The organism is Duganella sp. GW822-FHT06D06, assembly GCF_058799615.1.
On record NZ_JBXALQ010000018.1, the window covers coordinates 95648 to 117766 of the forward strand.

Consider the following 22119-nt stretch of genomic DNA (forward strand, 5'->3'; position numbering starts at 1 on the left):
CGACTACATCAAGCCACCGCAGACCAGCGAGCGTAACGTTTACAGCTTGCCGTTCAGCGTGATGAACACTTGACGCGGCGCGCCGGTCAGCAACGTTTGCGCGGTGCCGGCGACATCGCTGGCCTGGAAGCCGTTGGTGCCGATCGAGCTGATGTACTGCTTGTCGAACAGATTGGTGACGTTCACTTGCAGCGACAAATCTTTCAGCATGCCCAGCGATTTCATCTTGTAGCCGGCCGACAGGTTAGCCAGCCAGAACGATGGCACGCCGCCGTCGTTCAGGTAGGTGTAGTAACGCTTGCCGGTGTACTTGCCGCCGACGCGGGCGAACCAGGTGCCGCTTTCATACGAGGCTTCGGTGTTGAACAGCGAACGCGGCGCATCGACCACTTGCTTGCCGCTGACGGCCACCAGCTTGACGCCGTCCTGGTAGTTCGACTTGTACTTGGAATCGTTGAAGGTGTACGAGTTGAACCAGCTGATTTCGCGGTTGAACTTCCACACGGCGATCGCTTCCAGGCCCTTGGTGTCGACCTTGCCGACGTTGACGAAGGTCGATGGGCAACCGACGATGCCGGCGCAGGTGGCCACGCTCAGCTGGCGGTCGTCGAAGCGGGCGTTGTAGACCGCCACCGAACCCTGGATGTCGGCGCGCTTGAAGCGGTAGCCGAGGTCGATGTTGACCGAGGTCTCAGGCTTGAGCTTGGAGATGCCGGCGTTGTAGGCGGCCTGGGTCTGCGAGAACGGACCGCTGACGCCCGGCTGGAAGGCGCGCATGTTTTTCGATGCGGAAGCGAACACTTCGTCGTCGCTGCTGAGCGCGTAGTTGACGCCGGCCTGCGGCAGGAATTTCTTCTCCGCGTTGAGGTTGCCGGCGGCGCGGGTGCCGATCAGGTTGGTGGCCTTGATGTCGACGTCCATCGCCTTGAAGCCGGCGTTGAACTTCAGCTTGCCGTCCATGGCGCTGAAGGTGTCGGCCACGTAGTACTGCGCGGTGGTGGTGACGAAGTTCTGCTTGAAGTCGGTGCGGAACGGATTGGCCAGGAAGAACATGGTGTCGGCCGGGCCGGTCACCTTGTAGTAGTTGCGGCTGACGTTGTGGTTGCTGCGCTCGCCCCACAGGCCGGCGGTGATGGTGTGGTTGCCCAGTTCCCAGGTCAGGTCGCTGGTGACGCCGTCGCGGCCGATCGAGTACTCGGTGGTACGCAGCGAGATCGGGTTGGCGGCGTCGGTCGCCACGTAAGGCGTGTACCAGTGGCCCTGGCCGTCGTTGTCGTGGTGGTAGACGGTGGTCTTCAGTTCGATCGACGGACCGAAGTTCAGCGCCAGCGTCAGGCCGCCGATGGTGTCCTTGCGCAGGCCGCCGGCCGAGTAGTAGGCGTCGTCCATGCTGTTGACGCCGCCGGTGAATTTGTTCTTGGCGGCGTCCACTGCGCGCTGCCAGTCAGGCTGGTAGTTGTCCCAGCCGTGGCCCAGGCGACGCACCATTTCCAGCGACACGTCCTGGTAGTCGACTTCGCGGCGGTCGGAATAGTTGAGGAAGCCGGTCAGGCTGTTTTCGCCGAAGTTGAACACGAACTTCGAGTTCAGCTGATCCTGGTCCTGGCCGCCTTCGCCCTTGGTCTTGTCGGTGCGCTGGCGGGTGCCGCTGAGGTAGGCCTTGACGACGTTGTTGATCAGGCCGGTATCGACGCGGGCGAAGGTGCGCGACGTCGAATCGCTGCCGAAGGTTTGCGCGAAGCTCAGGCCGCGCACATCGCTGGGGGCCAGCGTGAAGAATTGCACGGTGCCGCCCAGGTTGCTGGTGGAGGCGGTGCCGACCGCGCCGGCGCCCTGCGACACGGTGACGTTGCCGACGTTTTCCGACGAGATCGCGCGGCTGATGTGCAGGCCGTTGTTGTTACCGTAGCTCATGTCGCCCAGCGGTACGCCGTCCAACGTGAAGCCCAGCTGGTTCTGGTTGAAGCCGCGCACGCTGAAGCGGGTCGACCACTCGTAGGCGCCGAACGGATCGGCGGACTGGAAGTTCACGCCCGGCAGTTTTTCCAGGACTTTCAGCGGGCTGGTGCCCGGCAGCGCCACGGCCAGGTCGGTCTTGTTGATGTTCTGCACCTGGCGCGACTGGCCGCGGCCGGTGATTTCCACCGTTTGCACCGGGCCGATCAGGGCGCCGGCGACCGAACTGTCGGCCGAAGCATCGGCCGCGTCGGCGGCGTAAGCGTGGCAAGCCAGGGCTTGCAGGACCACCAGGCACAAAGGTTTCAGAGGGAAGCGCTGTTGCATGATTTGTTCTTCTTTCTTGCTGGTTAGTGTGGATTCAGGCTGGAAACTAAACTCGCAAGATTGTAGGAACTGCATGTGACGCAGCGATGACGGGAATGTGACTAATTGGTGACATGGCAACATTGCTTCACTCAGCCTGCGTACGCGAACGTACGGACCGCCGGATGGTGTCCGTCTTAGCATGGTCGTCAACAGGAGAAATTCATGAACACGACCAAGCCGCAGCAAACCAGCAAACCAGACGGCAATCCGCTGCTGGCGGCGATCCGGGCAGTCGGCACGCAGATCGGCCACGTCAAATGGCTGACGCTGGCTCTGCTGGCCTACATCGTCACCGCGCTGACGCTCAAACTGCCGTGGCTGACCTTGCTGCACGACGCGCTGCTGCCCAAGCTGTCGTGGCAGGCGGCCTACATCACGGCGGTGGTGGCGATCTTCGGCACCACCATCACCCCCTACCTGTTCTTCCGGCAGACGCCGCAGAAAATCGAGGACTAGCACTTCGGGAAAATAATCGGGTAAGCTGGGGCCTCATCCTTTGTGGAGTTCACCCATGCTGCGATTCTGTGCATTGCTGATGGCGGCCATGTTGTCGCTGTCGGCGCTGGCGTTTGAACGGCCGTTTCCGGCCAAGGCGCTGCGCGGGAAAATGACGCCCGGCTATTTCCCCGATGTGAGCATCGACGGCAAGCCGCGCCAGCTGTCACCCGCCGCGCGCATCTTCAACCGCGACAATATGATCGAAATGCCGGCCGCATTGCGCGGCAGCGACATCGTGATCAACTACACCGTGGACAACCAGGGCAATATCGACCGCATCTGGATCCTGACCGCCGAGGAAGCGGCGCAAAAGCTGCCCACCGCGGCCGAGGCTAGATAGCGAAGTTGTCAATGAGCGGCCTGTCGAGCAGGCCGTCCGCAAAAACAAGGAGTTCCTCCGCCGGTATGGGTCGGGAAATATGGTAGCCCTGCAGGTAGTGGCAACCCATTTTTTCCAGGATGGCCGCCTGGCCGGCGGTTTCCACCCCTTCCGCCACCAGCTGCAAGCCCAGGCTATGCCCCATCGCGATGATGGCGTGCACCAGGTTGTTGCTGCGCTCGCTGTGTTCGATATCCATGACGAAGGCGCGGTCTATCTTCAACGTGTTCAGGTGGAACTGGGTCAGGTAGCTGAGCGAGGAATAACCGGTGCCGAAATCATCGAGCGAAATACTGACGCCCAGCGAGCGCAATTGCGCCAGCACCGCCTGCACATGGCCACCATCGTCGATCAACACCCGCTCGGTCAGCTCCAGCTCCAGCTGGCGGGCCGCCAGGCCGTTGCCGGCCAGCGCCTGCCGCACCAAGCCGACAAACGCCGGATCGGCCAGCTGCCAGGCCGAGACGTTGATGCTGATGGTGATCTCGCCCAGCGGGCCGGCCTTCCACTGCGCCACCTGGCGGCAGGCCTGGTTCAGCACCCAGGTGCCAAGTTCGACGATCATGCCGCTATCTTCGGCGACTGGTATGAAACGGTCCGGCGGAACCGCACCCAGCAAGGCGCTGTCCCAGCGCAGCAGCGCCTCCACCTTGGTCAGTTTGCCGGTGTGGGAATTGGTGATGGCCTGGTAGACCAGGCGGAACTCGCCGGCCTCGATGGCGCCGCGCAGGGCGCCGTCGATCACCAGCGCATCCTTGGCGGCGGCGTTCATGGCGTCGTTGAAGAAGCGCATCTCGCCGCGCCCCGCCTTCTTGGCCTCGTACATGGCGATGTCGGCGTTGCGGATGAGCGTATCGCTATCGCTGCCCTGCAAGGGATAGCAGGCGACGCCCACGCTGGCCGACACGCCTATCGCGTGGTGCAGCAGGTTGAAACTGTCGGCCATGGTGGCGATGATGGCGGCCGCGCAGTCGCTGGCGGTTTTCTCGCTCCCGCCCAACGGCAATCCGGGCAGGACGACGATGAATTCATCGCCGCCGAAACGGGCCAGCACGTCCTGCGGGCGCAGGATGGCGTGCAGCCGGCGCGCGAACTGGCGCAGCAATTCGTCGCCGACGGCATGGCCGAAGGAATCGTTGACGCGCTTGAACTTGTCCAGGTCGATGAACAGCACGGCGCATTCGTGGCGGTCGAAGGCGGCATTCGCCAGCTCCTCTTCCAGCCGCTTGGACAGCGCGTGACGGTTGAAATAGCCGGTGACGGGGTCGATGCGGGCCGCCTGATACAGCAAATCGTCCTTCTTTTTGCGTTCGCTGATGTCCAGCAGCTGGACCAGACAGTACATCCGGCCGCGCTCTTCGTAGGGCGAACCGAGCATCTCAAGCGGCAACTTATTGCCATTGTGCAAGGTCACGATGGCGGTATCGACGATGGGGTACTGCACGCCCTCGGTCACGAAATTGCTGAAATACTGGTCCGCCATTTCGCGGGTCAGGCCGGGAAGCAGGTCGGTGACATGGCGGCCGATCAAATCGGACGGCGCATTAAATCCCAGCAAACGGGCGCAGCGCTCATTGGCCACCATGACGTAGCCCCGGCGGTCCCGGATTAAAAAACCATTGCTCAGGCTATCAATGGTGCGGGCATAGCGTTGCTGGATCTCATCCTGTACAGCATAAATCAAACCCAGCATGCTGAGGGTTTTCAGTATCGTGGTGCCGACAAACCAGACCAAATATACCTCGGGGCCCAGCGTCACAGCGCTGAGCAAGTTGAAACCGCCGCGCAAGATCAAGGTAATGCCCAATAGCCGATAGCGGTTTTTATTCTTGATCAGGCGCTGGCCGCACCAGAGCATCATCATGCCTAATATTGCGGCGCTGCCGGGGGCGATTGCGGCTGGATTACTAAACCAGACGATGCCGCATATTCCGGCAATCAATATACCGACAGGCAATATCCAACGTATTTGATAATGGTGCAATTCGCCCAGGAAAAACTTGGTGCCGCTCCAATAACCTGTCAGGCCGGCACTAAGTAATACGGCGCAAAGTTGAATACGCAGGGCTTCGGAGAATACGCGGTCACCAATGAACCAGACAATTATTCCGCTCATGACCGACAATTGCCCCAGCCCCCAGAATAGCGCATGCTTTTCCTTGCGCTGCATAAGCCAGAGGAAAATAAGCAATGTACTCAGAATAGCGTCTGCCGCAAAGGCAGCCGCTACTGCGGAGAGGTGGGCGTAATTACTGAGGTCCGTGCTCATATATATCGGCCGTCTTCTGACCCGGAATCCTGTAGAACTGTTTTGAGGTAACTATCTCCATTGTAAGCCGAACGGCTGCGCTGGCGGTATCTCAGGCCGGATCCGGTGTTGCCGATTGGCACAATGCGCCTGTCCGCCCGAAAAAGCCCCGGGAACCATGTTTTTTATGCCAAAAATTGGCACGTACTTGCCAATTTTGAGCTTGACCAGCTTGCCCTGGCGCTGCGCGCGGACAGGCTGTGACGGACACGCTTGATCCATCGGCACTAGCCGGCGCATATTGCCGATCTATTCAATTCCATCAAGCGAATAGGGAGACAGCCAGGCCCCACATTACCAGCGCGATCACACCATCCAGTATCTGCCAGGCGCGCGGCTTGGCAAATACAGGGGTTAAATAACGGGCGCCCAATCCCAGGCTGCCAAACCATAATAGAGAAGCGAGCATGGCGCCCAAGGCGAAATACAGACGCCCATTCCCGGCTTGTTGCCCACCGATCGAGCCTAGCAATACGACCGTGTCGAGATAGACATGCGGATTCAATAAACTAAATGCCAGCATGGCGGCGACAACCGTGCGGCGATCGCTGGCTGGAATACTGCCGGCAGCCGCCATTACGCCAGGATTTAAAGCCGAACGGGCCGCCCGCAATCCATACCAGAATAAAAAGCCGGCGCCGGCGATCTTAATCCAGAATAAAAGCGCCGGCGCTCCGGCAATCAGCTGGCCCATGCCGGCCACGCCCGCGCCGATTAAAACCGCGTCGCAAATGACGCAAATTGCTACGCAGGTGAATACAAATTCCCGTTTCAGCGCCTGCCTCAGTAAATAAGCGTTTTGCGAACCGATAGCGATGATCAGGCTGCCTCCCAGACCGATACCCTTTAAAAAAGCAGTAGCTTCCATATATTTCTCCCAGAACGAAGCCTGCAGCATACGCAGCCCGCCAAGATAAGTATAATTAATATTATTCACCAAATATTAGAGCGGCTAATGAAGCAAGTAGACTATCGCGGCCTGGCGGCGTTGGATGCCGTCATCGACCATGGCAGCTTTGACAAGGCGGCTGTGGCGTTGTCAATCACCCAATCCGCCGTCTCGCAGCGGATACGCATGCTGGAAAACAGCGCCGGCGAATTGCTGATCGTGCGCAGCCAGCCGCCCTCGCCCACCGCGGCCGGCCAGCGGCTGATCGCCCATTACCGCCACGTGCGCCTGTTGGAGGCGGCGCTGCTGCATCGACCGGAATCGGGCGAAGCGCGGCCGGAGATCGCCATCGCGGTCAACGCCGACAGCGCCGCGACCTGGGTGCAGGAAGCGGTAACGCCGCTGATGAACAGCGGCCAGTGCCTGCTCCACATCCGCCTGGACGACCAGGACCATACGCTGACCATGCTGCGGGAAGGCCGGGTATTCGGCTGCGTGACCAGCGAAACGGCGCAAGTAGCCGGAACCACATCGACGCCGCTGGGGATCATGCGCTATCACTGCGTCGCCAGCCCGGCGTTTGCCCGGCGCTGGTTCCCGGACGGCATGACGGCCGCCGCCGTGCAACTGGCGCCGGCGCTGAATTTCGACCGTAAAGATGCGCTGCAAGAACGCTACATCGCCCGCCGCACCGGCTACAGCGGCCAGTATCCACATCACTCGCTGGCCAGTTCGGATGGTTTTGTACGGTTTGTCGAGGCGGGTTTCGGCTACGGCATGCTGCCGTTCTTGCAGTGTGAACAGCAATTGAAGGCGGGAACGCTGGTGGAAATGACGCCAGGCGACACGCTGGATGTGCCGCTGATCTGGCACCGGTGGGATATCCAGACGGCGCTGACGCGCGCATTGTCGGACAATATGATCGCTACAGCACGCAAGTGGCTACTTTAATGCTCTATCGTCGATAGCCGCGAACTCTTGCCGCAGCCGCTCCTCCCACGCGACCGGATCGGGCTCATACGTGGCCGCCGTCGGCGCCAAACTCTCCAGCGGCCCGGTGCGCTGGTAAAGCATCACATTGGTCCAGGCCACCGTGCCGGCCGGGAAGCTGCACAACAATTTGAACGCCGGATGCTTCAGGGGATAGGTGGTCGTGCTGACCAGGGCGCCTTCCTGCATCTCGCGCGCCAGCTTGTCGCCCAGCGCGTCCATCAACGGGCCGAAGCAAGTGCTGTACATGAACACCAGGCTGGCGCCACGCACATCGACCCTGAACATGTCCGCTTCGATGAAGGCGATGCGCGAAGCGAGATCGAGCAGATGGCTGCCGTTTGCCTGGCCGCCAAACGGCAGCCGCAGCGGCGTCTCCGGCGCCAGCGGCGACGGCAATGCCGCCAGCGCCTGGCGTGCCAGCGCCAGCAAGTTGTGCAAGCGCTGCACGGCCATCGCATGCCGGTAGCCTAGCAGCTCGACGCCGATGCAGCGCTGGAACGGAAACGCCAACGCGGCCGACATCACCACCTTGCCCAGCCCGCTGCCCAGGTCGACCATCACGCCGCCGGGACGAATGGCCGCGGCGATCGCATCGAAGTAATTCTCCAGCTCGTAGCGCTGGAACTCGCCGTAAATCAGGCCGCCGTCCTCCACCAGCCAGGCCCGCACCTCGGCGTCGCCGATCTGCTCCAGCGGACGAAAGTCGGGCGGCGCAGCGACGCGCGGCAACAGCCCTTGCGGCAGCAGCCCCGCCGGCAAGGTGCCGATGATCGCGCTCAGGTGCGGACGCAAGCGCTGCACCAGATAATCGCGGCGCGACTTGTCTTCCAGGCAGGCGCGCAGCGCGTAGCCGACTTCGATAAATTTGAGGAAGGGGGAGTCGGGCCTCAACTCCAGCGGCGGCCGCACATGTTGTTCGCCGCCCTGTATGCTTTGAAACAAGGTCTCGAACACATCATCGGGATGCCGGAAGCTGGCGACCGGTCGGATCGCCGCATCATGGGTGCGAAAAACCGGCGCGCTCGGCATGGCGTGGCGGGTCAGGCGCGCAGCGTCGACAACATCTGGTCGACGCTGTCGTGGGCGGCTTGCCAGCCGGAACTGGCGAGCACCGGCGCGCAGACCGGGCATGCCTCGAAGGGATTGCAGTCGTGCGGCAACTCCTGGTAGAACTTGCCCACCACCGACTTGCCCACATACGAATCGACCGACAACGGCTTGGCCTTCGGCGCCACCGAGGCCTTGGCCGGCACGAAATCGGCGCCGCCGGGCGCCAGCCAGCGTTCGAAGGGCTCGGTCGGCTTACCGTCGGGAACGTACCACGCCTTGCGCTCGCCATTCCAGCGCGCGCCCAGGGCCTTGGCTTCGTCTTTTTCCGCAAACGGAACTTTTAAAAACATCATCGTCGCTACTCCGCTAATGGAAGCTGTCATTTTACATGCACGCCCGGTTGACTGCATCGCCCTTCGCCGATATAGTTGCCAAAAGCAAGCATAAGGAGTATCCCATGCACCAGGACATGCAACAGCAAGCCGACGTTGTGCGGCAATTCAACCGCTACTACACCGTACACCTGGGCCTGCTGCGCGGGCGCTACCTGGACACGGACTATTCGCTCAGCGAAGGCCGCATCCTGTACGAACTATCGATGAATCCCGGCTGCACCGCCAACCATCTGCGCAACAAGCTGGACCTGGACGCCGGCTACATGAGCCGTCTGGTGCGTTCGCTCAGCGAGCGCGGCCTGATCTGCGGCGTGCGCTCGGAGCAGGACAAGCGCGCCACCCTGCTGAGCCTGACCGACGCGGGCCAGGTCGTCATCGCCGACATCAACCATCGCGTCTCGGCGGAAACGGTGCGCATGCTGGGCCAGCTGGGCGAATCGCAGCGCACGGAATTGCTGGACGCGATGCGCAAGGTGCAGCACATCCTGTCGACCCCGGCCACGCGCGTGGTGCGCGCCACCGCCGCCCAGCTCGACGATGCGCGCCATCTGCTGTACGAGTATTTCGACGTCATCAACGTCGTGCTGCGCGATGACGACGACGCCATCCGCGCCTTCCTCGACGACGCCAGCTCGGCCATGTGGATCGCCTACGTCGACGGTGTCGCGGCCGCCTGCGTGGCCATGCGTCCGCTGGCGGAAGTGGCCGGCGCGACCGAGTGCAAGCGCCTGTACGTGGCCGACCGTTTCCGCCGGCGCGGCCTGGCCGAAGCGCTGATGCAGGCGCTGGAAAGCCACGCCGCGCAAGCCGGCTACGACGCCGTCTACCTCGACACCAAGGACGACCTGCACGCGGCGATCAAGCTGTACGAACAGCTGGGCTATGAACGCTGCGAACGCTACAACGACAATCCGCAGGCGACCATCTTCATGCGCAAGCGGATTAAGTGATGGCGCAGCGTCGTCTGTGAGAAAATCCCGGATTGGATTCCACTCGCGACAACCATGCCCATCATCGAACCTATCACCCTGACGCTGGCCGAACTGGCCAGCCGTTGGAACAAGACCTCCAGCCAGCTGATCGAACAAGGCCTGCCGATGTATTTCTACTTCGACGGCCTGGTGTTCGACTTCAGCGACAAATGGCACCGCGCCAACGGCGACGTGAAGGAACAGCAGGATCTGGAAGCGCATCAAATGCGCCTGTCCACGGTCGACCTGGACCTGCAACGGCAAGCGCTGCACAAGCGCGGCCTGCTGAAGCTGACGCAGTGGGAAGACGCGCTCAGCGACGACGAGCTGCGCAACCTGCAAGCCGAGTCCGACCGTCTGCACCAGGAAGTTGAACGCCTGACGGCGCTGCTGAAAGAGCGCAGCGAAGAGCGCCAGCGTCACGTCCGCAACGGCCTGCTGCGCGCCGCCCCGCGCACCCTGCGCGACATCGCCCAGCATGGCACGACCAGGTTCCCACAGTTCGCCTTCATGCCGAACTCGCCAAGCGGCAACGAAAAGATTGCCGACGGCGCCGTAGTGGCGCTGGAAGACGGCTTCCCGCCGAAGCCATTGCTGACTGCGGACGATCTGGCCATTGCGATGCTGGACGTGCGGGCGGTGGAAGCCTCCGACAAAACCTGACCAGTAGCAAACTGGACTGCAAGCCCGAAGCTGAACTACTATTGGTTATTTCACCTCCGGGAGTTGTGTATGAAATCCAAGCTTGCCATGTTGCTGCTGGTGTTGAGCGCAACCGTCGCCGCGCAAGATGCGGAACCCGCGGCGGCGGCGCCCGCAGCAGCGGCTACAGCCGCACCGGTGCTCGGCAAGGAGCGCGCCGCCGACCTGCTGGCCCATGAGCGCGTACTCAAGGCCGACACCCAGGTCAGCAAAACGGCGCAGGTCACCATCAAGGGCAAGAGCGTTCCATACAAAGTGACGGCCGGTACCCAGCCGGTGTGGGACAAGGACGGCAAGGTGATCGCGTCGCTGTTCTACACCTACTACCAGCGCACCGACGTGGCCGACCAGAGCCGGCGCCCGCTGGTGCTGTCGTTTAACGGCGGGCCGGGATCGGCATCGGTGTGGATGCATATCGCCTACACCGGCCCCAAGCTGTTGAACCTCGACGCCGAAGGCTATCCAATCCAGCCGTATGGCGTGCACGACAATCCGCACTCCATCCTCGACGTCGCGGATATCGTTTATATCGATCCGGTCAACACCGGCTTTTCGCGCGTCCTCGACGGCAAGAACGACCGTGCCCGCTTCTTCGGCGTCAATGCCGATATCGCCTATCTGGCGGAATGGGTCAGCGCCTTCGTTTCGCGCGAAGGCCGCTGGACCTCGCCCAAGTATCTGATCGGCGAAAGCTACGGCACCTCGCGCGTGGCGGGCCTGGCGCTGGAACTGCAGAACGCGCAGTGGATGTATCTGAACGGTGTGGTGCTGGTGTCGCCAACCGAGCTGGGCCTGAAGCGCGAAGGCGCGCTGGGCGAGGCGCTGGCGCTGCCGTATTTCGCCGCCACCGCCTGGTACCAGAAAGTGCTGCCGGCCGATCTGCAAGGCCGCGACCTGAAAGACGTGCTGCCGGAAGTCGAAGCCTTCACCGTCGACGAACTGCTGCCGGCGCTGGCCAAGGGCGGCTACCTCGATCCGCAGAAAAAAGCCCAGATCGCCGCGAAGATGGCGCGCTACTCGGGCCTGTCCGAAACCTTCCTGTTGCAGCACAACCTGTCGGTGCCGCCCGAGCATTTCTGGAAGGAGTTGCTGCGCGCGCAGGGCAAGACCGTCGGCCGCCTCGATTCGCGCTACCTGGGCATCGACAAGAGCGATACCGGCAACGCGCCCGACTACAACGCCGAGCTCAGTTCGTGGCTGCATTCGTTCACGCCGGCCATCAACCAGTACCTGCGCAAAGAGCTGCAGTTCAAGACCGACCTCAAGTACTCGCTGTTCGGCGACGTCCATCCGTGGGACTTCAAGAACGAAAAAACCGGCGACAATCTGCGCCTGGCGATGGCCGCCAATCCCTACTTGAAGGTGATGATACAGTCCGGCTACTACGACGGCGCCTGCACCTACTTCGACGCCAAGTACACCATGTGGCAGCTCGATCCGAGCGGCAAGATGAAGGACCGCCTGCGCTTTGAAGGCTACCGCAGCGGCCACATGATGTATCTGCGTTCGGAAGACCTGGCCACGTCCAACGAAGACCTGCGCGACTTCATCCGCAAGGCGACGCCGGCGCCGAACGCGCCGGCCAGGTATTGACAAGGCGGGCCGCCCCGGTTGAGGCTGGCCCAGCTGTTGGCGGGTTCAAAGGTCAGCAAGGTGCGCGAGCTCAGGCTGGTCTGATCAACGCCGCCAGTTAAACCACGGCGGCGAGGTACGACTCGGGCCGCCGCGCCAGCAGCTGGGACAGCCGTTGAAGACCCGCCTGCAGGCGTCCACGGTCCTTGATGCTGCCCAACGAGATCCGAATTGCATTCACGGATACGCCGCCAGTGGCGAAGGCCTCCGCCGGCGTGACTGCGAGGCCCTCGCTGTCGGCGGCACGCGCCAGCTGCGAGGGGTTCCAATACGCCGGCAACTCGAGCCATACATGCAGGCCGTCTCCGGTGCCGCCGTACCGTCCCGCCAGACTATCCCGAGCCATCCGCTGGCGCAGGCGCGCCTCGCCGCGTACGCCTTGCAGCAATCCTTCGGCCGAACCGTCGAGTATCCACTGAGTGGCCAGTGCTGCCGTCAGCGGAGCGACCATCAGCGCAAATGCTCTGAGCGCGGCCAGGAAACGTTCGCGTTCATGCGGGTCGCGGATTAGCACGAAGGCGATGCGCAAGCCGGGCGTCAGGCATTTCGACAGGGTTGAGATGTAATACACCTGCTCCGGGGCGAACGTGGCAATCGGTGGCGGCGGGGCCTCGGCAAGCAACCAGTATGGATCGTCCTCGACGATGCGTACATGGCAGCGCTGCGCGATGCTGGCGAGCTCCTTGCGCCGGCGTTCCGGCATGGTGACGGCGGTCGGGTTCTGTAAAGTCGGATTGAGGTAGACCAGCCCGGGCTTGTGCTGGCGGCACGCTTCCTCCAGCATCTCAGGCACCATCCCCTGCTGGTCCGCTGCCACCGCAATGATGCGCCGGCCGAATTGGGTCGCTGCGGCAAGCAAGCCGGAATAAGTCGTTGGCTCTGCCAGGATAATATCGCCAGGCTCCGTCAGCGCAAGGATCAATGCGGCGATCGCCGCTTGCGCACCCGGACAGACAACAAGCTGTCGAGCATCCAGATGTCCCAACATCGGTTCCAGCCATTTGGCGCCAGCCTTACGGTCGGAGTCGCTGCCCCCGCCCAAGTGGTAGGTCATCAGCAATTCACTATCTGCCCGCATCAATACTTGAGACAAACCTTGCTTCAACATGTCGTCGAAGTCCACGCCATCCGGCGGTGGTGGGGTATTCATGCTCAGGTCGAGGAGCGAGGTCAATTCGACTTTCGGCGCCGCGACATAAGTGCCTCGCGCGCCGCGGCCCTCCAGCAAGTGGCGGCGTCTGGCTTCGTCGTAGGCGCGCGTAATTGTCGTCAGGTCGACGCCCAGCTGTGCTGCCAACTGGCGCTGCGGAGGTAGACGGTCACCCGGTTGCAGCGATCCGTCTGCCAGCGCCGCCTGCAACGCATCCGCGATCTGCAAGAAACGTGGCCCTTTGTTCCCGGCCAATCGCGGCGACCAGACTGGCGAAGTTTCATCTTGCATGGTTTTCAACTGGGACATTTTGTCACAATGTATGGATATTGCTTTTAGGTAGTATGCATCAGAGCGTACAGCAGCACCATCTTTGCATGGCCGTCGCCGACGTTTGCTCCGCTCTCAGCCAGGAAATACTCAAAATGATGGATTGGATCCCTATAGTCTTCGTCGCATTCAAGGCTCTCGTGCTCGGCACGGGCATGTTCTTCGCCATCAAGTGGCATTACGATCAAGGAAAAAAGGGGAAGGAGAATGAGATGCGCGCGGTGCTACGCGCGGGCGGCCAGGTGGCCGCAGTCTTCGTTCTAACGCTCATCGGCCTGGGGTTCGTCACCTTCATCCTGATCAGGATGCTCGGTATGGACTTGGCCGTCCCTTGATGGCAAAGAATAGTCGTCCACACACGTGCGCTCTGACACACATTTGCCAGCCACTTCATGATGAACGGCGGCAACATCATCACGCTCCAGCGCATTCTGGGGGCACTCCAGCTGGACCAAGCTTAAGCTGCGAGCGCAGCGCCACGTACCTTTTTAACATCATGGAGAGACCGCTTAAATGCCTTCAAATCCTTCGTGGCAAATAGCTGATTCCGACCCATCTCACTTGAGGCCCGAACCCTGCCATTGGCCACGTGGCGACGGAAGGTGGCGATAGATACCCCTAAGTATTCAGCAGCTTCAGTAGCTGTGAACTCATCTCCTACCAAGTGCCCAAATACCTGCTCATGGGAAAAGTTTTGTCCTTGAATACTAAGTTCAGCAAGCAGCGCAAAAAATTTAGCACGCTCATCAGATCCCAGCTGTGTAAAACTCTTGTAGACAACTTCTGCGGTAACCTGGCTCATACGGTCCTCACGACTTCAGATATTTCTTCAAGGCGGCATAGAAGTTCTCATGCGTCCCTAATTGGTAAAAATCAATAACTAACAGTTCAATCTCGACACCATCTGCGTTGAGTTCCTCATCCGTTGGCGGCCGATAAGCCATCAAATACTCCTGAGTCTTATGATTGAATTTGTGAACCCAAATCCCCTGGAGATCTCCCGTCTTGGGCTCTCCAATATTGGGGTCAGCACAAACGTCTTCAACTGCATCTTCGATGACCAACTGAAATACCTTATGTTGCTTTTTTTGCAAATTTTGCAAAAGGCGGTTTGTAGTTGGGCTTCATTGACTGAGTTCTTAATTACTCAAATATGAGTACATAATACATCACGACTACCTACAATACCCACTCTAAGAGCAAGTCCATGAGACGGCGTCGGTGTTGACCATGACATTAGACATATCAATGGATATTGAGCAAAGACAAACTGGACAAAAAGTGGACAACGATTCGTGATCGGAAATAACAAAGGGTTAGCGAAATCGCTAACCCTTTGTTTTTTCTACTAAATCTGGTGGGCCTCCCGTGAGTCGAACACGGCACCAACGGATTATGAGTCCGCTGCTCTAACCAAGCATGAGCTAGAGGCCCAGGGTCTTGCTTTGCGCTGGGAGCCTGGCAGCCCCTCTAACGCGCGCTCGTTTTTAAAACGAACTCGCGAGGATAAGGGCTAGCCCGGCCACTAGTCAAGTCTTAGTTGCCTTCCAAGAAGCTTTTCAGCTTGTCCGAACGCGATGGGTGGCGCAGCTTGCGCAGCGCCTTGGCTTCGATCTGACGTATCCGCTCGCGCGTCACGTCAAACTGCTTGCCCACTTCTTCCAAGGTGTGGTCGGTCGACATTTCGATACCGAAACGCATCCGCAGCACCTTGGCTTCGCGCGGGGTCAGCGAGTCCAGCACGTCCTTGACCACGCCGCGCATCGAAGCGTGCAGCGCGGCGTCCGACGGCGCCAGCGTGTTGTTGTCCTCGATGAAGTCGCCCAGGTGCGAATCGTCGTCGTCGCCGATCGGCGTCTCCATCGAAATCGGTTCCTTGGCGATCTTCATGATCTTGCGGATCTTGTCCTCGGGCATCTCCATCTTGATGGCCAGCGTCGCCGGATCCGGCTCGGCGCCGGTTTCCTGCAGAATCTGGCGGGAAATCCGGTTCATCTTGTTGATGGTTTCGATCATGTGCACCGGAATCCGGATGGTGCGCGCCTGGTCGGCGATCGAACGGGTGATGGCCTGGCGGATCCACCACGTCGCATAGGTCGAGAACTTGTAGCCGCGGCGGTATTCGAACTTGTCGACCGCCTTCATCAGGCCGATATTGCCTTCCTGGATCAGGTCGAGGAACTGCAGGCCGCGGTTGGTGTATTTCTTGGCGATCGAGATCACCAGGCGCAAGTTGGCCTCGGTCATTTCGCGCTTGGCCTTGCGCGCCTTCATTTCGCCGGCCGCCATCTGGCGGTTGATGTTGCGCAGGTCCGGCAGCGGCAGCACCACGCGCGCTTGCAGGTCGATCAGGCGCTGCTGCAGTTCCTTGATGGTCGGGATGTTGCGGCCCAGGATGGCGCTGTACGCGTGCCCTGCGGCCACTTCGCCGTCCACCCATTCCAGATTGGTTTCATTGCCCGGGAAGACCTTGATGAAGTGGGCGCGCGGCATGCCGCACTTGTTCACGGCCACGTCCAGGATCTGTTTCTCGATGTGGCGCACTTCGTCGACCTGGCCGCGCAAGGTGTCGCACAGCTTCTCGACCACCTTGGCGGTGAAGCGGATGCCCAGCAGCTCGTACGAGATCGCTTCCTGCGCCTTGATGTAGGCCTTGGAGTTGTAGCCTTCCTTCTCGAAGGCGCGGCGCATCTTGTCGAATTGCAGGGAGATGACGTCGAATTTTTCCAGCGCGGCGTTCTTCAACGCTTCCAGCTGTTCGGCCGAGAAACCGGCGGCGCCAGACGCGCTCGCTTCTTCCTCTTCCTCTTCTTCCTCTTCTTCCTCTTCCTCTTCTTCCTCGTCCTCTTCGGCCGGCGCGGCCGCTACCGGCGCGGCCACTTCGGCGCTGTCGTCGACCAGGCCGTCGACGATTTCGTCGATCTTGATCTCATCGGCGCGGATGCGGTCGGAGGCGGCGATGATCTCGGCGATCGTCACCGGGCAGGCGGAGATCGCCTGGATCATGTCCTTCAGGCCGTCTTCGATGCGCTTGGCGATCTCGATCTCGCCTTCGCGGGTCAGCAGCTCGACCGAACCCATCTCGCGCATATACATGCGGACCGGGTCGGTGGTGCGGCCGAAATCGGAGTCGACGGTCGACAGCGCCGCCTCGGCGGCCGCTTCGGCTTCGTCGTCGCTGGTGACGGTGGCGACGTTGTCGGACAGCAGCAAGGTCTCGGCGTCCGGCGCGTGCTCGTAGACGGCGATGCCCATGTCGTTGAAGGTGCCGATAATGCCCTCGATCGCTTCCGGATCGACGATATTTTCCGGCAAGTGGTCATTGATCTCGGCGTACGTGAGGAAGCCACGTTCCTTGCCGAACTTGATCAGGGTCTTGAGTTTCTGGCGGCGGCGTTCGAGTTCTTCCTCGGTGGCTTCCGTGTCCGACGAGAAAGCGTCCTTCAGCAGCGCTTTTTCCTTGGCTTTGCGGTCCTTGGCCTTGGCCTTGTCGACCGCCTTCAGTTCGGCGCGTTCGACCGCGTTCAATGCGGCGACTTCGTCGTTTTCTGGCTGGAATTCTTTCGGCTTGCGCCCGCGCCGGCCCGGCACTTTGACCGATGGCAGCACATAGCCCGAGGTATCGATGGCGGCGAGCGTGGCCGCGTCGGTGGTCTGGCTGACCGCCGGCGGGTTGCTGGCGACACGCGTTTCCGACTTATCCGCTGTCTTGGCGGATTTTGCGGTCACTTTGCTCGGCTTTACAGCCGCTTGGGATTCAGGTTTCTTGATTGGCACAGGCGCTTTCGATTACACAACGACTTGCTTATTTAGGATAAAGTTTCTTGCGGCCCTCGCGGGCCTACGTCTTCGAACATGCCGACCGCACAAGTCCGACAATACTACGACTTACTTACACCTGGTCGGGCCGACCGGCCTCAACAGAACTCCACCTGCTCATGGCGGAAATTCTACTGCATCAGACACGTGCGTGGGGGCAAGAAACCATGACCAGGTTGGAAAGCGAACGGAACGCTCGCTATACAGCGCCGCCGTAGCGCGCTGACTCAACCAAAGCTGGCCCTGGCCGCCGACACCGGTCTTTCCATGCCGATCAAGAGCCTAACTTACTGAAAACAAACACACTCTGAACTGAAAAACGATGCCAAAACATACAACACTTAGCGTTTTATTATAGCACGTCACTTTTCAATTTCCAGAGGGCAGAAGCCACTTCCCGGCACCACAACCATGACAGAAACATTACTTTACAAAACGACCTGCAACATTATCGGTTAGCCAACTCCGCCTGCGCCTCGCGCAACAGTTGATCTTGCTGCGCCGTCAACTCCCGGTAGCGCACGCCGATCTCGTCGGACGACAGGCCGGCCGCGAACAACTGGCTCAGCTCCTGCTTCAACGCGTCGTTCTTCACCTGGCGGATCGCGCCGCGCAGGAACAGCCGCACCGCGTCGTAGTCCGCCTCCGGCTCCTTGACGATCTCGCCGATGATGCCGTCGTACTCGTCGCCCTGCGACTTCAGGTGCTGGGCGAAGGCGGCGAAACTGCCGTTCGGCCCCAGCGACTGGGCCGCCGCCACCAGCTGCGCCAGCCGCTCGGCCGGATCGGCGCCGAAGTACTGGAACGCCGTCAGGGCCGACTCGTCGATATCGAGCGCCAGCGGCGGATTTGCCACCAGCAGCCGCACGATCTGCAATTCCAGCCCGACCGGCACCGGACGCCCGGTGCGCGGCGGCGCCTGGCGGGCGACGGCGACCGGCTTGGCCAGCTCGAACAGCGCCTCGATCTCGGACGGCGTAGTCTGCGTCAACTGCGCCAGGCCGCGCACGATTTGCAGGCGCAACGCGGTCGGCGTCATCGATTGCAACATCGGCTTGGCGTCGAACTGCGCGCGCGCCCGGCCTTCCGGACTCTGCAAATCATGCTCGCCGACCGCTTCCTTGACCAGGAACTGCGACAGCGGCATCGCCTCGTGGATCTCCTGCTCGAACGCTTCCTTGCCGTAGGCGCGGACGTAGCTGTCCGGGTCGTGCTCGGTCGGCAGGAACAGGAATTTGACGGTCTTGTTGTCCGTCACGTGCGGCAGACAGGCTTCCAGCGCGCGCCGCGCGGCGCGGCGGCCGGCCTTGTCGCCGTCGAAACTGAAAATCACCGTGTCGGTTTGACGCAACAATTTCTGTACGTGGTTGGTGGTGCAGGCGGTGCCCAGGGTCGCCACGGCTTGCGGGAAGCCCATCTGCGCCAGCGCCACCACATCCATATAGCCTTCCGTCACCAGCACATAGCCCGCGTCGCGGATCGCCTGGCGCGCTTCGAACAAGCCATACAACTCGAATCCCTTTGAAAATAAAGGCGTTTCGGGAGAATTCAAGTACTTCGGCTCACCGTGGTCCAGGACCCGGCCGCCAAAGGCGATGACCTGGCCTTTGGTGTTTTTAATCGGAAACATCACGCGCTCGCGGAAGCGGTCGTAGCGTTTGCGGTTGCCGCCGTCCTCGTCCACCTTGTCGATCACCAGGCCGGCCTCGGCCAGCGCCACCACGTCGTAGTCGGGGAAGATCGAGCGCAGATTGTCCCAGCCGGCCGGCGCGTAGCCGAGGCCGAAGCGGGCGGCGATCTCGCCGGTCAGGCCGCGGTTCTTCAGGTAGGCGATGGCGTCGGTGGCGCCGCGCAGCTGGGCGCGGTAAAAGTCGCTGGCGCGCGTCATCGCCTCGGTCAATGCCAGGCTTTGCGCGGCCATCTGCGCGCGCTGCGCCGGCGGAATTTTGTCGTCCTGCTCGGGCACCACCATGCCGACGTTTTGCGCCAGGTCTTTGACGGCGTCGACAAAGCCCATGCCGGAATATTCGATCAGGAAGCCGATCGAGGTGCCGTGGGCGCCGCAGCCGAAGCAATGGTAGAACTGCTTGGTCGGGCTGACCGTGAAACTGGGCGATTTTTCGTTGTGGAACGGGCACAGGCCCATGAAATTCGCGCCGCCTTTTTTCAGCTGCACGTAACGTCCGACCACGTCGACGATGTCGACCCGGTTCAGCAAATCAGAAATAAAGGATTGTGGGATCACGGGGCTATGCGGTCTTGTTGTGGATCAGACTATACCGCCGCGCCGATCCGGTTTTGACGCGAATCAAGCTGCGGCGGAGGGAACTGGCGCGGCGTTATGCCGGGGTCAGCGCTTTCTTGACCAGCGCGGAGACGATCGTCATGTCGGCGCGGCCAGCCAGCTTGGGCTTGACGATGGCCATGACCTTGCCCATGTCCTGCGGACCGGCGGCGCCCGAGGCGGCCACGGCGGCGGCCACTTCGGCGGCGATTTCCTCGTCGGACAGGCCGGCAGGCATGTAGGCGGCCAGCACCACCAGTTCGGCTTTTTCGATGTCGGCCAGGTCGGCGCGGCCGCCGGCTTCGAACTGGGTGATCGAATCCTTGCGCTGCTTGATCATCTTTTCCACGATGGCCACGGTCTGGTCGTCGGTGACTTCGATGCGCTCGTCCACTTCCTTGCGCTTGATTTCCGCCAGGATCAGGCGGATGGTCGACAGGCGGCCGGCTTCCTTGGCGCGCATGGCGTTTTTCATGTCTTCGGTGATTTGTTCTTTCAAGCCCATGACGTAGTTTCTCTCAAAAAAATGATTAATAAGGAAGTCGTTAGAAAGTGATCGCGGCGAGGCGCAGCGACGAAGGCAGTACGTTAGTACGGCGAGGCGCTGCAACGAAGCAGCGGTCATTTTATAACGACTTCAAAATGCGAAAACCCGCCGCGGCGAACCGGGGCGGGTATCTCTTAGATGCAGCAAGAAGCAACCCGAGGCGTGAGCGCCATACTGCCGGGTTGAATCTGCAAGCGCAGTCTTAGAAGAGTTTTTTCGGCAGTTGCTGGCTGCGGATGCGCTTGTAATGACGCTTTACTGCAGCTGCCAGCTTGCGCTTACGCTCAGCCGTTGGCTTTTCGTAGAACTCGCGTGCGCGCAGTTCGGTCAGCAGACCGGTTTTTTCGATGGTGCGTTTGAAGCGACGCATTGCGACTTCGAACGGCTCGTTTTCTTTAAGGCGAATAGTGGTCATGTAAAAATTCAAACCGTTTGAGGTTATAGGGAGAAAGAGACTATAGCAGCTTTTGCAGGAAAATGGAAGACGCCTGGCCATCTGAACGGCCAGCCGTAAGGCTTTGACTGCAAAAACAACGCGGCGTATGGTGCAATCTTTCAGGAACTTCAACGATTGCGTGACGCCACTAACTTCCAGAGACAGTCAGTATATCAGACTGCTTGCCCGGCCGCCACACCGGACGCCCACGCCCACTGGAAATTGTAGCCGCCCAGCCAACCGGTGACATCCACCGCCTCGCCGATGAAGTACAAACCCGGCACTTTGTTGGCCATCATGCTCTGCTGCGACAGCTCGCGGGTGTCGACGCCGCCGCGCGTGACTTCGGCCTTTTTGTAGCCTTCCGAACCGTTCGGCGTGATGGTCCACTGGTTGACGGCCGCGCCCAGCTTGCGCAGCTGGGCGTCGGGCAAATCGGCCAGGCGCGCGTCGAGCTCGAAGCCGTGCGCCAGCAGCAAGCCTTCCGCCAGGCGCGCCGGCAGCCACTGCGACAGCACATTGCCCAGCTGCTTCTTGATCGTGCCCTTGCCTTCGATCAGCGTGGCGGCCAGGTCCAGCTCGGGTATCAGGTTGACGACGATGGGCGTGCCCGGCGTCCAGTACGAGGAAATCTGCAGGATCGCCGGGCCGGACAGGCCGCGGTGGGTGAACAGCAGGTCTTCGCGGAAGCGGCCGCCGGTCGGGTTGCGGCCCTTGAAGGAACCGGTTTCCACGTCCACTTCCAGCGCGATGCCGGCCATCTCCACGAACGGCGCCCATTGCTGCGGGTCGAAGGTCAGCGGCACCAGCGCCGGGCGCGGCTCGACCATGCGCAGCGCGAACTGCTCGGCGATGCGGTAGCCGAAGTCGGTCGCGCCGATCTTGGCGATCGACAGGCCGCCGGTGGCGATGACCACGCTGTCGGCTTCAATTTCGCCGGTGTCGGTTTGCAGCACAAATACACTATCCGCGCCCTGGTCCGCCTGCGCCAGGCTGGTGACCTTGCACGGCATGCGCCAGTGCACGTCGCCGCCCGAGCATTCGTCCTTCAGCATGTCGATGATCTGTTCGGCGGAGTCGTCGCAGAACAGCTGGCCGCGATGTTTCTCGTGGTAGCCGATGCGGTGCTTCTTCACCAGCGCGACGAAGTCGGCCGGGGTGTAGCGCGACAGGGCGCTCTTGCAGAAGTGTGGATTCTCGGACAGGAAGTTGGCCGGACCAGCGTTGATATTGGTGAAGTTGCAGCGGCCGCCGCCGGAGATGCGGATTTTTTCCGCCAGCTTGGTGGCGTGATCGATCAGCACCACGCGCTTGCCGCGCTGGGCCGCCGTGGCTGCACACATCATGCCGGCCGCGCCCGCGCCGATTACCGCTACATCAAACTTTGCCATATCAAATCCAATCGTCCAAA

General features: G+C 61.1%; 20 protein-coding genes and 1 tRNA gene. 7 read left to right on the forward strand and 14 right to left on the reverse strand.

Annotated elements, in window-relative coordinates; translation table 11 throughout:
• Window positions 1–39 precede the first annotated feature (39 nt).
• On the reverse strand, window positions 40–2283 hold the full coding sequence (locus AC1RMD_RS25735) for a TonB-dependent receptor (protein WP_492930745.1): 2244 nt from the start codon (window positions 2281–2283) through the stop codon (window positions 40–42).
• A gap of 204 nt (window positions 2284–2487) precedes the next feature.
• Here AC1RMD_RS25735 and AC1RMD_RS25740 point away from each other — a divergent pair, with 204 nt between their 5' ends.
• Both AC1RMD_RS25740 and AC1RMD_RS25745 read left to right on the forward strand, forming a co-directional pair.
• Window positions 2488–2781 carry a divalent metal cation transporter gene (locus tag AC1RMD_RS25740; RefSeq protein WP_492930746.1) on the forward strand — a complete coding sequence of 98 codons (294 nt, stop codon included), beginning with the start codon at window positions 2488–2490 and terminating at the stop codon, window positions 2779–2781.
• A gap of 55 nt (window positions 2782–2836) precedes the next feature.
• The gene (locus AC1RMD_RS25745; protein ID WP_492930748.1) at window positions 2837–3163 is read left to right on the forward strand and encodes a hypothetical protein; all 327 of its coding nucleotides are present in this window, start codon (window positions 2837–2839) and stop codon (window positions 3161–3163) included.
• On the opposite strand, the gene AC1RMD_RS25750 is transcribed toward AC1RMD_RS25745, so the two are convergent.
• Entirely contained in the window at window positions 3156–5066 is a 1911-nt protein-coding gene (locus AC1RMD_RS25750; RefSeq protein ID WP_492930750.1) for a putative bifunctional diguanylate cyclase/phosphodiesterase, read from the reverse strand. The two genes, AC1RMD_RS25745 and AC1RMD_RS25750, sit on opposite strands and share 8 nt — an antisense overlap.
• Window positions 5067–5772: 706 nt before the next feature.
• Entirely contained in the window at window positions 5773–6378 is a 606-nt protein-coding gene (locus AC1RMD_RS25755; RefSeq protein WP_492930822.1) for a LysE/ArgO family amino acid transporter, read from the reverse strand.
• A gap of 87 nt (window positions 6379–6465) precedes the next feature.
• Here AC1RMD_RS25755 and AC1RMD_RS25760 point away from each other — a divergent pair, with 87 nt between their 5' ends.
• The gene (locus tag AC1RMD_RS25760; protein ID WP_492930752.1) at window positions 6466–7350 is read left to right on the forward strand and encodes a LysR family transcriptional regulator ArgP; all 885 of its coding nucleotides are present in this window, start codon (window positions 6466–6468) and stop codon (window positions 7348–7350) included.
• Here the strand turns inward: AC1RMD_RS25760 and AC1RMD_RS25765 are convergent.
• Window positions 7342–8334: a histone methylation protein DOT1-like protein gene (locus AC1RMD_RS25765; protein ID WP_492930754.1), complete on the reverse strand. Its 993-nt coding sequence runs from the start codon at window positions 8332–8334 to the stop codon at window positions 7342–7344. The two genes, AC1RMD_RS25760 and AC1RMD_RS25765, sit on opposite strands and share 9 nt — an antisense overlap.
• A gap of 98 nt (window positions 8335–8432) precedes the next feature.
• Window positions 8433–8795, reverse strand: a complete 363-nt coding sequence (locus AC1RMD_RS25770; protein WP_492930756.1) for a DUF5710 domain-containing protein — start codon at window positions 8793–8795, stop codon at window positions 8433–8435.
• Between the two features lie 104 nt (window positions 8796–8899).
• Between AC1RMD_RS25770 and AC1RMD_RS25775 the strand changes: the two genes are divergently transcribed.
• From AC1RMD_RS25775 to AC1RMD_RS25785, 3 genes are all read left to right on the forward strand, one after another.
• A complete protein-coding gene (locus AC1RMD_RS25775; protein ID WP_492930758.1) occupies window positions 8900–9787 on the forward strand; it encodes a bifunctional helix-turn-helix transcriptional regulator/GNAT family N-acetyltransferase in 888 nt (295 codons plus the stop codon).
• Between the two features lie 54 nt (window positions 9788–9841).
• A complete protein-coding gene (locus AC1RMD_RS25780) occupies window positions 9842–10471 on the forward strand; it encodes a hypothetical protein (protein ID WP_492930760.1) in 630 nt (209 codons plus the stop codon).
• Between the two features lie 69 nt (window positions 10472–10540).
• Window positions 10541–12103, forward strand: coding sequence for a S10 family peptidase (locus AC1RMD_RS25785; protein ID WP_492930762.1), 1563 nt, complete (start codon window positions 10541–10543; stop codon window positions 12101–12103).
• 97 nt (window positions 12104–12200) lie between these two features.
• On the opposite strand, the gene AC1RMD_RS25790 is transcribed toward AC1RMD_RS25785, so the two are convergent.
• Entirely contained in the window at window positions 12201–13583 is a 1383-nt protein-coding gene (locus AC1RMD_RS25790; RefSeq protein WP_492930824.1) for an aminotransferase-like domain-containing protein, read from the reverse strand.
• A gap of 134 nt (window positions 13584–13717) precedes the next feature.
• Between AC1RMD_RS25790 and AC1RMD_RS25795 the strand changes: the two genes are divergently transcribed.
• The gene (locus tag AC1RMD_RS25795; protein ID WP_492930826.1) at window positions 13718–13957 is read left to right on the forward strand and encodes a hypothetical protein; all 240 of its coding nucleotides are present in this window, start codon (window positions 13718–13720) and stop codon (window positions 13955–13957) included.
• Between the two features lie 122 nt (window positions 13958–14079).
• Here AC1RMD_RS25795 and AC1RMD_RS25800 read toward each other — a convergent pair whose 3' ends face one another.
• From AC1RMD_RS25800 to AC1RMD_RS25835, 8 genes are all read right to left on the reverse strand, one after another.
• Window positions 14080–14424, reverse strand: a complete 345-nt coding sequence (locus tag AC1RMD_RS25800) for a helix-turn-helix domain-containing protein (protein WP_492930764.1) — start codon at window positions 14422–14424, stop codon at window positions 14080–14082.
• A 7-nt stretch (window positions 14425–14431) separates the two neighbouring features.
• On the reverse strand, window positions 14432–14686 hold the full coding sequence (locus AC1RMD_RS25805) for a type II toxin-antitoxin system RelE/ParE family toxin (protein ID WP_492930766.1): 255 nt from the start codon (window positions 14684–14686) through the stop codon (window positions 14432–14434).
• Between the two features lie 291 nt (window positions 14687–14977).
• A tRNA-Ile gene (locus tag AC1RMD_RS25810) sits at window positions 14978–15056 on the reverse strand.
• A gap of 102 nt (window positions 15057–15158) precedes the next feature.
• Entirely contained in the window at window positions 15159–17399 is a 2241-nt protein-coding gene (gene rpoD, locus AC1RMD_RS25815) for an RNA polymerase sigma factor RpoD (RefSeq protein WP_492930768.1), read from the reverse strand.
• 490 nt (window positions 17400–17889) lie between these two features.
• Window positions 17890–19686: a DNA primase gene (gene dnaG / locus AC1RMD_RS25820; protein ID WP_492930770.1), complete on the reverse strand. Its 1797-nt coding sequence runs from the start codon at window positions 19684–19686 to the stop codon at window positions 17890–17892.
• Window positions 19687–19780: 94 nt separating this feature from the next.
• The gene (locus AC1RMD_RS25825) at window positions 19781–20230 is read right to left on the reverse strand and encodes a GatB/YqeY domain-containing protein (RefSeq protein WP_492930772.1); all 450 of its coding nucleotides are present in this window, start codon (window positions 20228–20230) and stop codon (window positions 19781–19783) included.
• 244 nt (window positions 20231–20474) lie between these two features.
• Window positions 20475–20687 carry a 30S ribosomal protein S21 gene (gene rpsU, locus AC1RMD_RS25830; protein ID WP_008451879.1) on the reverse strand — a complete coding sequence of 71 codons (213 nt, stop codon included), beginning with the start codon at window positions 20685–20687 and terminating at the stop codon, window positions 20475–20477.
• Between the two features lie 194 nt (window positions 20688–20881).
• Window positions 20882–22099 carry a BaiN/RdsA family NAD(P)/FAD-dependent oxidoreductase gene (locus AC1RMD_RS25835; protein ID WP_492930776.1) on the reverse strand — a complete coding sequence of 406 codons (1218 nt, stop codon included), beginning with the start codon at window positions 22097–22099 and terminating at the stop codon, window positions 20882–20884.
• Window positions 22100–22119: the final 20 nt, after the last annotated feature.

Excerpts from the sequence above, each read along its gene's own strand:
- AC1RMD_RS25735 (WP_492930745.1), bottom strand. The coding sequence starts at position 2,283 with ATGCAACAGCGCTTCCCTCTGAAACCTTTGTGCCTGGTGGTCCTGCAA.
- AC1RMD_RS25740 (WP_492930746.1), top strand. The coding sequence starts at position 2,488 with ATGAACACGACCAAGCCGCAGCAAACCAGCAAACCAGACGGCAATCCG.
- AC1RMD_RS25745 (WP_492930748.1), top strand. The coding sequence starts at position 2,837 with ATGCTGCGATTCTGTGCATTGCTGATGGCGGCCATGTTGTCGCTGTCG.
- AC1RMD_RS25750 (WP_492930750.1), bottom strand. The coding sequence starts at position 5,066 with ATGATGATGCTCTGGTGCGGCCAGCGCCTGATCAAGAATAAAAACCGC.
- AC1RMD_RS25755 (WP_492930822.1), bottom strand. The coding sequence starts at position 6,378 with ATGGAAGCTACTGCTTTTTTAAAGGGTATCGGTCTGGGAGGCAGCCTG.
- AC1RMD_RS25760 (WP_492930752.1), top strand. The coding sequence starts at position 6,466 with ATGAAGCAAGTAGACTATCGCGGCCTGGCGGCGTTGGATGCCGTCATC.
- AC1RMD_RS25770 (WP_492930756.1), bottom strand. The coding sequence starts at position 8,795 with ATGATGTTTTTAAAAGTTCCGTTTGCGGAAAAAGACGAAGCCAAGGCC.
- AC1RMD_RS25775 (WP_492930758.1), top strand. The coding sequence starts at position 8,900 with ATGCACCAGGACATGCAACAGCAAGCCGACGTTGTGCGGCAATTCAAC.
- AC1RMD_RS25780 (WP_492930760.1), top strand. The coding sequence starts at position 9,842 with ATGCCCATCATCGAACCTATCACCCTGACGCTGGCCGAACTGGCCAGC.
- AC1RMD_RS25785 (WP_492930762.1), top strand. The coding sequence starts at position 10,541 with ATGAAATCCAAGCTTGCCATGTTGCTGCTGGTGTTGAGCGCAACCGTC.
- AC1RMD_RS25790 (WP_492930824.1), bottom strand. The coding sequence starts at position 13,583 with ATGCAAGATGAAACTTCGCCAGTCTGGTCGCCGCGATTGGCCGGGAAC.
- AC1RMD_RS25795 (WP_492930826.1), top strand. The coding sequence starts at position 13,718 with ATGATGGATTGGATCCCTATAGTCTTCGTCGCATTCAAGGCTCTCGTG.
- AC1RMD_RS25800 (WP_492930764.1), bottom strand. The coding sequence starts at position 14,424 with ATGAGCCAGGTTACCGCAGAAGTTGTCTACAAGAGTTTTACACAGCTG.
- AC1RMD_RS25825 (WP_492930772.1), bottom strand. The coding sequence starts at position 20,230 with ATGGGCTTGAAAGAACAAATCACCGAAGACATGAAAAACGCCATGCGC.
- rpsU (WP_008451879.1), bottom strand. The coding sequence starts at position 20,687 with ATGACCACTATTCGCCTTAAAGAAAACGAGCCGTTCGAAGTCGCAATG.
- AC1RMD_RS25835 (WP_492930776.1), bottom strand. The coding sequence starts at position 22,099 with ATGGCAAAGTTTGATGTAGCGGTAATCGGCGCGGGCGCGGCCGGCATG.